Consider the following 13,608-nt stretch of genomic DNA (forward strand, 5'->3'; position numbering starts at 1 on the left):
GCAACTGCATAAGATTGCTTTGGTGTAGGAACTTGAGCATCTCACAATTTGCCCCGCCCAAGCTATTCTTGTCTCACATAAGACTCTCGATAAACTAATCGTTTCAGGACTTTTCTACATCACTAAGGGTTTTAAGAGTACTCGCCTCTCGTCCTGGCAAACTCGATATTGTTCTGACAGGAGAACAATTTCCTGAAGCAATTCTGAATCTTGCCGATCAAGTTACCCGCTTCAAAACAACAAAATTTTGAGTAATAGTTTGAAGCACAGTGCCGAAACGAACGTACTTTTAGATGTTGTAAAAACATCTATCCATGTTTAGTTGGAAAAATGCTGAATATCTGCGCTGGCTCACTCGATTCTTATATGTCAACCTACTTCTATCGCTCACAATGACGGTCAACCTCTTAATTGAAAGCCCAGAAACAGTTAAAGTTACTTCAAAATCAACAGAACATCACATCCGTCAAATCAACCAAAAAACCGATGCCGCTCTCGGACTACTGCTGTGGATAGGAACAAGCGCCTTCGGTATTCGAGTCTGCACAGTTCAACTCAGTTATTCGGAAATTCTGGAAAAGCTTGAAATAAGCCCAGATCTCTCCGGGTTCCACCTCGAAGAATCAAGTCTCTCAATTCAATCGGCTTATGAAATCCGTCGCGCAATCTTAGACAGTCTTCAAAGTGCTGCCGAGTACACTATCAATCGAGAAGAAGCAGACTTTTTGTATTTAGAGACATATAATCTAATTCCAATCGACCACAGTCCCAAGATAACAACCTACCTAAGCCACATCATACTTAGAATATCAGCAGGCGATAAGCTTGACCTGCTTGAACATTTGCAGAAACAGTTAGGTAGATGCAAGGAAAAGGAAGAAATCGAAATGCTTGTAAACAAACTGTGGGAAGAAGACATCTGGAACAGATAGCTTAATCTAATCATAAAAAGATGATCTGATAAACCTATATAGTGATAACGCAATCCTCTAAACTCCTGCAGACTTTCAATCAGATGTTACGCTAAACACAGTCCGACACCGCAATTGCCTTGCTTCACCAACTCCGCGCATCGAATCTGAGTTGTATTAGTTAGCTAACCCTACCGGGTTAACTTTATGTCGTTGCCTTTCAGTTAATCGCCATGGCTCAACTAAAGCAAATACAAATGGTTTTTCCACTGAAGAACTTTGGGGATCTACCTCAAACTCCTTCAAATGTAACAACTTGCATCGAGGCAATGCGCGGATACGGTCGTTGCCATACAACCCGAAACTTCCAGCCGTCAGAAAGATGGGGAATTCGTAGAGGCGACATTGCAATCGCGATCGGGGAAAGCGGAAAAGCAGTTGCTTTTCGAGTCGGACGTGAGTACCAGATTACTCCGGATCTCGCAGCGGATACAAACTATCAAGAAGAATGGGCTAAGACAGAGAAACACAGCGCTAAATATCTCAAACAGCTTAGTCAAACAAATCCGGATAATCTTTGGGGACTTAAAATGCAGCCCTTAGGTGACTGGATCGATGGTGAGATTAAACCATTTCCGACGCAGCCCGATCAAACACACTGGGCAAGGGTGGTTCCTGGAAACAGCGGTTATGAAGTCTCAAGTCAAGGAGATAAAAGATTTAGTGCCCTATATGCTCGGTTGAGCGATGGACGAACGATCGAGGAAGCTTATCAACTCGACGTAAAAGGCTACCGAATTCAGGGCGATGACTGGCGACTCGGTAAAGGCAAAGCTCCGCTCGCGCCATTAACACCGGAACAAGCCTATTTAGAATACAGAACACTTTGGCAACAGTGGACGATCGAAAATCCACAAGCCTTTCAAGAACTGGTCGAAATCTCAAAAGGAAAGATCCTAACCGATCGGTATGCAAGCAGTCCGATTTCTCAAGCGCGTGCATTAGCAGATTTAGTCAACGAAGCAAAAACACCCACACAAGCTAAACACTATGAACTTGTTAGCAAACAAGGCACGATTCGATCAGAACAGCATAGTCACCCTCGCCGCTCGATACCCCTAACCACAACAGCTCCATTCGCTCCCGCTAGCCCCGACCAAATCACGCAGTTAGAACCGCATCAAATCTTCGTCTTTGGTGCAAACACCGAATATCGACACGGAGCTTTCGGAGCAAAGCAGGCGCTGAAGTTTGGAGCAAAATATCGGGGAATGCAACCCTATGCAGGGCAAACTTACGCGATCGTAACAAAAAATTTGTCCAACGCCGAAAATCGGTCGCTTCGCTCCGTTCCACTAGAAGCCATCGATCGGCAAATTCATCAGCTGTGCAGATTCGCCAAAACACTGCCCAATAAGGAGTTTTTGGTGACTAAAATCGGTTGTGGAGCCGGAGGCTATACAGAAGCAGAAATTGGCGCTCTTTGGCTCAACAAAGAAATTCCCACAAACATCCGCCTTCCTCAAGCATTTATCGATGTAATTCAATCAGCAACTGAGCAGCAAGCTGTATCTCAAGAAATCACAAAGCCCACAAATCCATTGATAAAGCTAAAGCCGCTCAACGCCCAAGCTGCAAGGCACATGAAAAAAGATATAGAAATGGGGGAATTGGCGACGCAATTTATTGGCTATGCGGCTTCATCCAAAGCATCATCAACCGAGAACTATCGCCAAGCCTGGGCTGAGATAGGACTAGCGAATACAGGCAAATACACAAGCGCTGACATTGTTATGGTATCCGGAAACGGTCCTTGGCGTGCAGCCGAAGCCGAAATTCAAAAAACTTTCGAGCAAAAATATAAGCCCCTTCTCGCTCAGGCAATTGCAGCAAAAGCATCTTTTGTGGTTGGTGATGCAGCAGGAACCGATCGCCTAGTGCAACACTACCTTCAGTCTCAGGGCTGCCAAATAAGTGCAAATCCCAAAGGATTTATGCAGGCGAAATCTCCAAATCGCGATGTTAGTTTAACCGCCCCCGAAACCTTGACAAATCAAGGACTTGACATTCAGCTTAGAAAATTAGAATTTAATCGATTTAAGCCCAATGAAGGCACGATTCAATACGACCTCTCAACACATAACGCTGGAGATGGGCTTGAATCCTTTCGATTCGACAAAGCTTCTAGAACCTGGACCCACTTTAGCCGCCTTGACGACGATGGCGCACCAATCGTATACCACTCCATCCCACAGACAGCAGTAAAAACCAGACTCGATCAGCTAGAGTCCTGGAAAGCTGCTTGTACCCAGTCTGAGACACTCAGCTTAAAAGACTGGGTACAAGCAGCCGAATCAACAAACTTAACAGATCAATCTTCGCTACTCGACCGACTTCAGGATCTCATTTCACCAACAGCAAGAACCGCCCGTTTGTTTCTAGAGCCAGAAACCGCCAATGCATTAGGCATCAATTTAGATACAACTGGCACAGTAAAGGGGTTAGAAAGCGTTACGTTTTCTAACCAAGGGTGGGAAATCTGCAAAGCTAGCTACACGTGTCCGCTCACTCAGCGACAATATTTAGAAGAAACAGCACTTCTTGAGATCAATTTCACGCAAACGCAGCAGTTTAATCCATCAAAGCCACCTATTCTACTTGCCTGTGACGGAGCCTGCTCGATGAAACACCAAAAACAGCAGTATCCCGGAGGATGGGGAACATTCATTCAGTATCCAAACGGCAAAGAAGTTGAGCTGAGTGGTTACGCACTCAAAACAACCAATAATCGTATGGAAACAACCGCACTAATTGAAGGGTTACGAGAACTCTACTCAAATTCCGAAGAAGCACTAAGGTTCTCAGATCATCCGATTAAAGTCATTGCGGATTCTCAATATGTGATCAATGTTGCAACTGAAAAGAAAAAAGCACACGAAAACAAAGACTTATGGGCGGAATACAAAGCCTTATCTCGCGATCGGATTCAAGAATTTGAGTGGGTTGAAGGACACAGCGGGCATAGACTAAATGAAAGAGCTGATGCCCTCGCAACTCAGCAGCGCGACATTGCTAAAACAATCTTAGACACGCAAACAACAACCGAAACTGCAACTCAACCCACCCACTTACAGCCACAACCACAGCCGTCGACCACATTGACAGAGCTACCCCAAAAATACCCAGTTTATCTCAGTCTGGTTCAGAACGAAGTCAACGTTCATGAACAATGGTTAGACTGCAAAGCACATATTCACGGTCAGTCCAAAGCAGAATCTAAACTCTGTAAAACTGCAAACGAAGTCGAGCAAACGCTCAAGAAATGGAACAAAGAGCTACCCCAGTTCGATGCCTCATTGTCGGGTTCACCGGACCAGCTCTCTCAAAAACTACTCGAGGCTATCCGAATCAGCTATGAAAAAATCGAACCCTCTGATGAACCTGTGAAACTTCCGATTGGCAATAAACCTCAACAATGGATTGCTTTAGTTCACCCAAACGGATACTGCTCGGTTCGAAACGAGGCAAAACGAACTACGTTAATCGGAAATTGCTTCACCACCGAAGTTGAAGTTCCACTCAGCAAAAAAAGCGCCGCCCAGTTTGAGCAAATGCCGCGCGAATTAAGATCAACCCAGATCGAATCTCCAAACAAGCCAACGCCACAAGGATTTGATTTCGACTAAAGCACTTCCGCAATTTGTCCGATAGCTCGCTTCAGACAAAAACAATCGAACCTTGTCACTCAATTTCACTGTTGCCTCAATTTGACTTAAGTCAATGCGATTGCAAATGCGTTCACTCTTTTATTCATTTAACAGCCATGACTCAAGCAATTTCCAAAAATTCACCTCAATTTTCTGAATCTGCCCCTACTGCTAATCCGGTTTTTTACAGAACTTACTCTCGAAAAACCAAAGGTCTTCGGGAGTCTTTAGGAGTAGTGCTTGACCGAGCAATTCAGGGACTAACTTCGCTCGGTCACCTCACTCCTAGCGAAACAGATCTGCTTGAACGAATGTTCTACTCACTGAAAAGTCTGCCATCTGGCAGATGGCTTTGGGTCGGAGGCACCGAGTGGTTGCTAAAACCCGAAAACTTTTCGGGCGCTTACAATTGCACAAGTCTCAACATCGTTGATTGGAAATCCTTTGGATTAATGATGAACCTTGCCATGATGGGCTGTGGAACCGGCGCAGTCCTCGAAGAGTGCTACATCCGGCAACTTCCCCCCATTTGCAATACACTCAACGTTAAAATCATCGGAGCCACAGGCAAAACCCCGATCTCGCAACGGCAAGAACGCACCTGCATCACCGACTCTGGAAAATGTGTAGAAATTCGCGTTGGCGATAGTCGGGAGGGATGGGTTGACGCTTATCAAACAATTTTAGAACTTGCCAGCGACAAACGCGCTTATTCAAATCTTGATATCACCGTAGATCTCAGCGATGTCCGTCCGGAAGGGGAGCCACTCAACGGATTCGGAGGCGTAGCAAATCCCATCAAACTTGCGGAACTGTATCCACGAATTACCGCAATTTTAAATCGGGCAGTTGGACGACAGCTCACGGCGCTCGAGTGCTGTTTGCTCATCGACGAAGCAGCAGTTGTCGTCGTTGCCGGGAACGTGCGTCGCTCCGCAGGACTTCGACAGTTTTCAAGCAATGATCAAGCTGCTGCTACTGCGAAAGATCATCTCTGGTCACAAGATGAAAACGGCACGTGGCGCATCGATCCCGATCGCGATGCACTGCGAATGGCAAATCATACTCGTGTTTTTCATCAACCCCCCACACTAAATCAGTGCCTAGAATCAGTCCGCAAACAATTTTTTTCTGGCGAAGGAGCAATTCAATATGCGGCGGAATCTATCGCCAGAAGCAACGTTGACTTGTTTCGGGATACATCCGATCGACTCGCGTTTATTCATGCTTATAGAACGGGACAAGGAGCTAGGTGGATTCATAATCGGAAGCCAGAAATGCCCGATCTAGAGATCAAGCACCGCTTAGAACGCTACGCTTTAAACCCTTGCGGGGAAATTGCGTCTTCCCAATTTCACTGCAATTTGGGCGAAGTTCATCTTAATCTGATTGATCCAAACAATCTCGAAGAACAAAAAGAGGCTTTTATAGCCGCTGCTTTATCGGTCGCAGTATTACTGAACCACACGTTTGTAGAATCCCGCTTCCAAACCTCGCGGGAACTTGATCCGATCGTAGGCGTTTCATTCACCGGATTATTTGACTTCTTTGTCAAAGCGTTTGGGATCGACTGGCTGCGATGGTGGAAAGCAGGTCGTCCAAATCAGTGGGGAAAAAAAGAATTTACTGCACCAAATTTTGCTTTTGCTGAAGGAACCTGGAGTTATCAGTCAGACTTCTTCAGACAAGCAGAACGCTTTTACCTTACTGCCTGGAAGGAAGTCGTTCATACCACTGTCTGGAATTACTGCGATCGCCATCACTTGCGCCGACCTAATCGCTGCACAACAGTGCAACCCTCAGGAACAAAATCGCTGCTCACAGGCGCAAGTCCCGGCTGGCACCCACCGAAAGCACAGCGATTTTTACGCCGAATCACATTCGGCAAAAATGATCCAGTTGCTCAGGCGTGTCTAGATTACGGATACAGCGTGATTCCTTCACAATCAGATAAAGACGAACAAGGAAGGCTACTTGAGAATCCATTTGATCCTCGATGCAGTGAATGGTTAGTCGAAATTCCAGTTGAAGTAAGCTGGGCTAACCTTCCAGGTGCAGATGAAATCGCGATCGAGAATTTTCCTGCACTAGCGCAGTTCGATTTTTATATGCAGATCCAGCGCTTTTACACAACTCATAATACAAGCGCAACGATCGAACTACGCGAACCAGAAATCGAGCCACTGGCTCACCGTATCTTCGAGGCAATTCAGTCGAATGAGGGCTATGTCTCTGCTGCACTCCTAGCCCGGTTTGATAATCTAGAAACCTATCCTCGCTTACCGTTTGAACCCATCTCAAAATCGACATACCAACAGCTACAACACGACATCCGTCGCCGTCGGAAAACAAACGATTTCTACGCTGCACTGCTTCAATACGACCAAGGAATCGATCTGAGTCACGGTCCTGCCGGATGCGACAGCGATCGGTGTTTATTCGAAGCGAATCCCAACAAATAGGCAAAAATTACAAAACCGTTCATCTACTGCGTCATTCTCGCTAAAAACTGCATCGTGACTTTCAATCGTCCTTATAATCCAGCACGCTTAAAGTCACGATGCAGTTTAATCATGTCTTGGTTAATCCAAACCGCTTCAATGTTCTGTTTGCTCTGGATATTCCTTCAGATTACTGACGCATTTATTGAATGTCGTGCCAAACACCGATGGATTATTACAGCTTGTTTCGGATTGATGTATCAGGTTTACTGCTTCAAAATGAACACATCCTCGGCATCTGGACTCATCGGTCTGATGCTAGCGGTCGTCATTCATCAACGCATGAACCAGATCGAATCACGAAGAGAACGCTCTAGATCCACCAGCTTAACAACAAGTAGACTCGATGGAACCGAGCAGATCGACCGCGCCCATACAACGGACTTAACCGGAACAGCTTGCCAAACTTGCTATTACGCTAGTAAAGATTATTACCTTTTTCCATGTGCTCTCCATCCAGGTCAAGCCCGAACAATCTGCAAAGATTGGGAGACGACGATCGATCCTAAAAAAGAGACAAGCTAAATTAAGTTTTATCAAAACAGTTGAACACCCGATTGAAATGACTGAAACTGCTCAACCAGACGTTGAACTGACTGAGGTCCAAAACCTTCTTGCTCCAGTCCGTCATTCACTCCCTCCATCACAGATAACAACCCCTTAAGCGGTCCAATATCAAAAACAGAAAGAGAATCTTCTCCAGCTACAGCAGAAAGAGCACCAACATCGTCAAGCCGCTCGTACGGAGTTTCCTGCAGCAGTGCTTCAACATTAACTTCAACAGTGTCGGAAGCTTGAGTATTTAGCTGATTCAGGACATCGTCTAGTTCACGAGAGACATCTACATCAAAAGTAGTAGATCCGACTGGAGTAGATAAACCATCCCCTAGCGCATTCTTGTCCACGCGAAACCCGACATCCTCGGTAGCTGCCTGATCTGGCAGCTGAAAAGGATTGGTATCCATTCATAACTCCTTGGCTTTAGCAATATTCGTTTGAAAAGCTACACATCTGCCCTTCGCCAGCTTGGGCAAGCCTTTAGAATAGCTGAAACGTTATAACACGTACAGCTTGACTTTATCCTTTCATTATTCAGATGATGACAAGATTTTACCTCTAACGCAAGGTAGAAATAACTCAAAAGCACGTTTCTTCAGAAAAACATAATCTTTGAACTTGAAAAATTTAAGATTTCTCCACAATCTTAAATTAAAACCTCTGCGATTTCGACCAAAACAACGGTGGTTCGCTACAATAGCAGAAACTGCGGGGCTTAATCAATACGACCGCACTTGTCTTTTCACAATCGAATCAGCAACAGGCGGTGCCACTCGTGAACCGTCTGTTTACAAGACACAGCTAGATTAGCAAAGAAACTGACGAATCAGCTACCTTCTCATTTATGCCTAAAACTTCAGTTCCAAGCCAAAACTTTACCGTCAGAGAAACTGCCCTAAAACCACGGCGCTTTGGATCAAAGGCAGCAATATCTGTGGAGCTTGGCTTGAGCGAAGTTCAAATCCGTCACATCAGTAAAACTCTAGCAGATCTGCATTAAACCGAATCATAACCAATACTATCATGAGTTTATTTGTACCAAAGGTTATTCAGCAGGCAGAATCCTTGTGCTGTGAAATCGCAAATGTTACTCCCGCACCCAAAACGTGGAGACAAGAGCAACGATTAAGGTACTTAAAAAGACAAATTAGTGTCCTGACACGCTCCGCATCGATAGAAGATAAAAAACTGCTTGCTCATTTAGAAGGACTAATCGACAGTCTCGCCGATCGCTTTCCTAAAAATAGCCGAAGTATCAACCAAACTGAAACACATGAAGAAGCAGTCAAACGCGGATTTAATCCTGGAGACTATACTTTTGATCCGCTACCCGATGGAGAATGGGTTGGCATCTTAGACGCAAAGATTTGGGGAAAAGCCAATCGGTTCACAACCCTAAGATGCTACTTCACAACCCCGCAAGGAGATCGCTATTCCGTTAGCGCATTTCGTGCAAGAGACAATAGCAACACTCGACATTGGTATACTGCTCAAGACGCAAAACTCAACCTCAAAGACCCTTCTGTTGAACTTGGACAGGCTTTTTTAATTGTAACTGGGACTAACAGTCGGGGAAATCCGTTCTGGAAATCCGTGCAGCCGCTCTGCTCAAAGACTCCACAGACTGCTCTCTCATAGCAACTGCCTAACTTATCATGCTAACTCCTGACCCGAATTCAATTTTAAACCCGGACTTATTCTGGCAAATTCTCAACAATCACCCACCGACAGCGCGATTGCGCCAAGAAGTAGAGCGCAGTCAACAAGGCGGAAAAACCTCAGAAACTATCATCAAAACGATTACAAATAGCCTCCGGTCGAATCCAGCCTGGCTTCAAGAACTACAGCTTGAAGCAATCTCAGTACAGCCCAGAAATCTTCCTTTAGATCAAATTCATTTAATTCAACAAAGCCTCAAACTCGTTTACGGCTTAATCATTGCAAATAATACAATCCTTGAAAAACTGTGCTGGTGGGCAAAAGAACGGATCGAGATCGGACATGAAACCCGTGAAGTATCAGATCTTTGTACTTCAACCCAAAGACTGTTAACATACACACTCAGCTCGATTAACTGGGTCAAACAGCTACACACTGCCTACGTCAGCAAGATCAGTGAATTGTTAAAACAGGCAGAATCAATTGCCAACGAGGAGTTCGAAGGCAAAATTAGTTTGCTTAAGCTACAAGCGGGATGGAAAGTCGTTTTCGGGTCAGTTGCAACCGAAGAACAAGTTTCTCAGGTGCCAACATTCACAACATTCTACAATGGACTACAGTGGCTCATTGACGAAAAGCTAAACCTCGAAACGCTTGAACATTCGTCGGATTACTCAAGTTTAGACCCTGACAACACTGGCTCCTAATATAATGCTCAAGTGCGGAGTGTGGCAACGCAACAATGTCAAATTACTCGATACAATCAAATCTTTGCAGATTCAAAGTTTAATGATTTTTAGCGGTTGGAATTACATCCTATAGGTATTATCAAGTAGAGATTCCGATAGGAGCAATTCAGCATGACCTATAAATTGATGTTTCAAACCGAAAAAGCAGAGTTTGAGTTGAACGAACTGGAACTAGAATACCTAGAATACTTAGCAACAAAATCACTAGTGAGCAGGAACAACATGATCAGAAAGCTGATCATTAACGCTAAAGTTCCACAGACGCTGGGATTTTACGAATGGTATGCCAATCGCCAAGCAAAACAAGAAACTTCTCTAACCGAAGTTCCAGCAAAAAGAGTAGCGAGTCTCAATAGAAAACTTGAAATAAACGAAAGTCCTGGTCCCTTAGTTTTCCCGTCTTTCTCCCAACCGCTCGAAGATACTTCATCCCATGCACCGGATCTAAAGACACCCCAAATCCCAAGCTCAACCGTTCAGCAAGTAAGCACGACACCCACGTCAAAACAGCAGCGAGATCGGTCCCCATCCTCAAAAGCCCAAAAAGACCGAACCAGCAAGTCGACCAAAACTAAATCATCTCCGGCAGCAGCAGAGCCTGAGTTTGATCCGAAGAAAATGCAGGGTGACTATGCAGGCAAACTCTTTCAAGATGCAACCCGCGACATTTTAGATGGTGATAAAGAACGACAGTGGAAAGTTGAAGAAATTATCAGTGAACTGTACGGAAACCTAGACGAGAACCAACTGAAGCGAGCCAAAATTAGCGTAGGGCGGAACCTCAAAGTGGGAAGCAACAAAAAGCTGTGGAACCAGGTCAGGGAAAACCCAGCCATCTACCAATCAACACTCTAACTATCATTGATCTAGGGTCATGCATAAAGAGGGGGGACTCCCCCTCTTTTTTGTAGGAAAACCAAAAGTTATGCCACAGTCGAACAACCGTCATGTTGAACATGAACTGACCGAAACAAAGTCTCAGTCCAGCAATCTGTTTGAAACAATCCTGCTCACACTCGTTCAGTTTCAGCGAAACAAAATGAATTCAGACCATCCCCCTAATTCAATTGGGAACCAGCAAAAATCGGCAGAAACCAATTCAAAGTCAGCGTCGATCGAACAATGCGAAACCAACTTCTGCCCGCGAGTTTTTCAGTTTGTTAGCGCTCATAAGGAAGCTCATTTTCCCAAAACAAATCAATCCGTTGCGGTCTGTTGGAATACAGTAACAGTAACAAAAACAATGCAAGATTCTGAGGAAAACACTTACCTGTGCAGGCAGCAAAAAAAGAGCGGAATGCCTTACATTGACTTCATCTCAATTCAAGCACACAGGAATCGCTTCTACGAGAGCGAGGATTCACCTGTTAAAGGAGGAATCAGCAGCACATTTGCCCAAACCCTCATGCAGGAACTGGAAATTGCCTGTCGGTATCTAGACTGCGTCAGCGATTCAAACCAAGAAATTCACGAATAGAATAAGTCACCCACTTTTCTACCTGTTCTAACAAAAAAAGTCTACCAGCAGATGTATGAATCGTACCGAAGAAATATCGCAAACTGACGATAACGTCAGGCTTAAACGCAATAAGGCTTCAACCCGATTCACGACCCCTAACTTGTCTGATAGAGAAGGCTTGATTTAAGCGGCTCTACCGGATTCCAGACAAGTAACCGCTAAAAAATCGGCGCAGTATTGAACCAACAGTACAATGCAATATCAACCTATATCCGTTCACCTTTATGAAAGTTTCAACAACTAGCGAACATGCAAATCTCTCGACTTCGGCAATCAAAAATCACTTGATTCAACAAATTGGGCTGCTATCTGAACATGGGATTCAGCAACTTGCTCGCGCAATGAGCAGCATTACAGCAGATCCAAGATCAAAACGGTAAAGCAGTTACCACCTGGCTGGGGAATCGGAAAGTTCGCCACTGGCTACCACTTACTTTCACTCACCTAAATTTGACCATGCTGAGAGACTTCATCATTCGTTTGGTTCAACAGAGCTGTAACGAAACGCAAAAACCACTGTACCTTTTGTGGAACAATCTCAATTTTGAAAACTCTCCAGAACCCCAAATCAGTCCTCTATTGGCTTATAGTTTCATTTGCAGTCCGGATCCAATCTTTGAGACAGACGAAGAACTGCTAAGACCGACAAGCGGGACTGATACTCAACGGCGATTCATTCCCCAACAAGTTCCGCTGTTAATTGAACCAACAGAAGTAGCACTTCCTCAGTGGCATCTGCATCCAGATTTACCAACACTGGAAACCTGGATCACCAAAGATGGATTCGCCTACATTCTGTTGGACAAAATCCCTCAAGCGGCTGTCGTTGCTAATCCCGAAGGTTTAAAGCACCTTGAACAAATTGCATCTGATATGCGGGATGTCATTCAGATCGATCAAATGCAATCAGGTGCTTCGCCTCATAGCCAAATCACAGAGATATTCGAAGACTTGTCCAACTGTTAACCTGAACCCCCATGAAAACTACACAACCAATGACGCTCGACAACATTTTTAGCTATCTTCAATCTCCCCCGCCTCGCTACATTAATCCCGAAATTGCAGTCTGCTACATTCTGGCAGTACTGCTGGAAGGAGACTCCTATGGCTCACATCTGGTTAAGCAAATCAGCAAAACCTACCCAACATATCGACTCTCTGAAACTGTGCTTTATAGCGCAATCACATTTCTAATTGAAGAAGGATTGATCATCAGCTATCAACAAAAAGCAGAAGGTCGGGGCAGACCCAGACAGATGTATCGACTCAAAGAATCAGCTCAGGGAAAAGCTCGTGAACTCGCACAAATGGGCACCCACTATCTTTCAAGCGCAAATCTAGCCCAAGCAGCCTAGCCTCAATTCAATAGCGCAACATTTCTGGAGCAGGAATCTATCCTGGCTCCAGTATTTCTATCAATTTATAAAATGACCAGACTACCAATCACTCAGTCGCCTATGAGTCTGCATCCTGCAGAATTTGAAATTGTCGCTCAACATAACATAGCTTATCTGTGGCGACCCATTACACCGCAACCCTACTTTCCAACCGTCGCTGCTGATGGACAAGATGGAATTTATAGGGTTCGGTATAACGGCCTTCAACAAACCTGCCAGTACCGAAGTAACGGGGACACCGATACTATCACATTAGCTTGTCCTTTTGGAAAACCAGGAAGTTGCTGGTGGCTGACCGACCGACATTTGGTTGAGTTGGCAAAAATTGATGTCGTTAGGCTACATGATGCGGAATTTTCCGATAAGCTTTGCAGCCTAAAGCTTCTAGAGGAAGGTCCTTTATTTCAGGACTATGTTCAACCTCCCAAATCTTGCACAACCACGCTTGAAGATTCAATTGAAACGATCGTCGACTGCTCATTTCAAAACCTCTGGCAAATGCTTCATCCAGAAATTGACTACAAACAAAATCCTTGGGTTTGGAAACTGCATCTCTACCAAAAGTCTAAAGACGGCTTGCTTCAGCAATAATACAGTGAACAAACCC

Annotated in this window: 13 protein-coding genes and 1 pseudogene; 13 read left to right on the forward strand and 1 reads right to left on the reverse strand. The window is 44.8% G+C overall.

What is annotated here, in order from left to right; translation table 11 throughout:
- Positions 1 to 137: 137 nt before the first annotated feature.
- The 5 genes and pseudogenes from ACQ4M5_RS00005 to ACQ4M5_RS00025 form a co-directional block, all read left to right on the forward strand.
- Positions 138 to 251, forward strand: a pseudogene (locus tag ACQ4M5_RS00005) (cob(I)yrinic acid a,c-diamide adenosyltransferase); the annotation flags it as partial.
- 63 nt (positions 252 to 314) lie between these two features.
- Positions 315 to 932 (forward strand): hypothetical protein, encoded by a 618-nt coding sequence (locus ACQ4M5_RS00010; protein ID WP_430673543.1) that lies wholly within the window; start codon positions 315 to 317, stop codon positions 930 to 932.
- Positions 933 to 1,144: 212 nt separating this feature from the next.
- The gene (locus ACQ4M5_RS00015; protein WP_430673544.1) at positions 1,145 to 4,597 is read left to right on the forward strand and encodes an A1S_2505 family phage non-structural protein; all 3,453 of its coding nucleotides are present in this window, start codon (positions 1,145 to 1,147) and stop codon (positions 4,595 to 4,597) included.
- A gap of 71 nt (positions 4,598 to 4,668) precedes the next feature.
- Positions 4,669 to 7,080 carry a ribonucleoside-triphosphate reductase, adenosylcobalamin-dependent gene (gene nrdJ / locus ACQ4M5_RS00020; RefSeq protein ID WP_430673545.1) on the forward strand — a complete coding sequence of 804 codons (2,412 nt, stop codon included), beginning with the start codon at positions 4,669 to 4,671 and terminating at the stop codon, positions 7,078 to 7,080.
- A gap of 111 nt (positions 7,081 to 7,191) precedes the next feature.
- On the forward strand, positions 7,192 to 7,644 hold the full coding sequence (locus ACQ4M5_RS00025) for a hypothetical protein (RefSeq protein WP_430673546.1): 453 nt from the start codon (positions 7,192 to 7,194) through the stop codon (positions 7,642 to 7,644).
- A gap of 11 nt (positions 7,645 to 7,655) precedes the next feature.
- Here ACQ4M5_RS00025 and ACQ4M5_RS00030 read toward each other — a convergent pair whose 3' ends face one another.
- A complete protein-coding gene (locus ACQ4M5_RS00030; protein ID WP_430673547.1) occupies positions 7,656 to 8,084 on the reverse strand; it encodes a hypothetical protein in 429 nt (142 codons plus the stop codon).
- A gap of 437 nt (positions 8,085 to 8,521) precedes the next feature.
- Between ACQ4M5_RS00030 and ACQ4M5_RS00035 the strand changes: the two genes are divergently transcribed.
- The 8 genes from ACQ4M5_RS00035 to ACQ4M5_RS00070 all read left to right on the forward strand — a co-directional run bounded on the left by ACQ4M5_RS00035 (position 8,522) and on the right by ACQ4M5_RS00070 (position 13,592).
- Positions 8,522 to 8,677, forward strand: a complete 156-nt coding sequence (locus ACQ4M5_RS00035; protein WP_430673548.1) for a hypothetical protein — start codon at positions 8,522 to 8,524, stop codon at positions 8,675 to 8,677.
- A 23-nt stretch (positions 8,678 to 8,700) separates the two neighbouring features.
- A complete protein-coding gene (locus ACQ4M5_RS00040) occupies positions 8,701 to 9,315 on the forward strand; it encodes a hypothetical protein (protein WP_430673549.1) in 615 nt (204 codons plus the stop codon).
- Between the two features lie 17 nt (positions 9,316 to 9,332).
- Positions 9,333 to 10,043 carry a hypothetical protein gene (locus ACQ4M5_RS00045; RefSeq protein WP_430673550.1) on the forward strand — a complete coding sequence of 237 codons (711 nt, stop codon included), beginning with the start codon at positions 9,333 to 9,335 and terminating at the stop codon, positions 10,041 to 10,043.
- Between the two features lie 153 nt (positions 10,044 to 10,196).
- Complete coding sequence (locus ACQ4M5_RS00050) at positions 10,197 to 10,940, forward strand: hypothetical protein (RefSeq protein ID WP_430673551.1); 744 nt, start codon at positions 10,197 to 10,199, stop codon at positions 10,938 to 10,940.
- A 70-nt stretch (positions 10,941 to 11,010) separates the two neighbouring features.
- Positions 11,011 to 11,562, forward strand: coding sequence for a hypothetical protein (locus tag ACQ4M5_RS00055; protein ID WP_430673552.1), 552 nt, complete (start codon positions 11,011 to 11,013; stop codon positions 11,560 to 11,562).
- A gap of 498 nt (positions 11,563 to 12,060) precedes the next feature.
- Complete coding sequence (locus tag ACQ4M5_RS00060) at positions 12,061 to 12,570, forward strand: hypothetical protein (RefSeq protein ID WP_430673553.1); 510 nt, start codon at positions 12,061 to 12,063, stop codon at positions 12,568 to 12,570.
- A gap of 11 nt (positions 12,571 to 12,581) precedes the next feature.
- Entirely contained in the window at positions 12,582 to 12,959 is a 378-nt protein-coding gene (locus ACQ4M5_RS00065; protein ID WP_430673554.1) for a PadR family transcriptional regulator, read from the forward strand.
- 102 nt (positions 12,960 to 13,061) lie between these two features.
- Positions 13,062 to 13,592, forward strand: coding sequence for a hypothetical protein (locus ACQ4M5_RS00070; RefSeq protein ID WP_430673555.1), 531 nt, complete (start codon positions 13,062 to 13,064; stop codon positions 13,590 to 13,592).
- The last annotated feature ends 16 nt before the right edge of the window (positions 13,593 to 13,608 follow it).

Source organism: Leptolyngbya sp. AN10, from assembly GCF_050565645.1.
Taxonomy (GTDB): domain Bacteria; phylum Cyanobacteriota; class Cyanobacteriia; order Leptolyngbyales; family Leptolyngbyaceae; genus Leptolyngbya.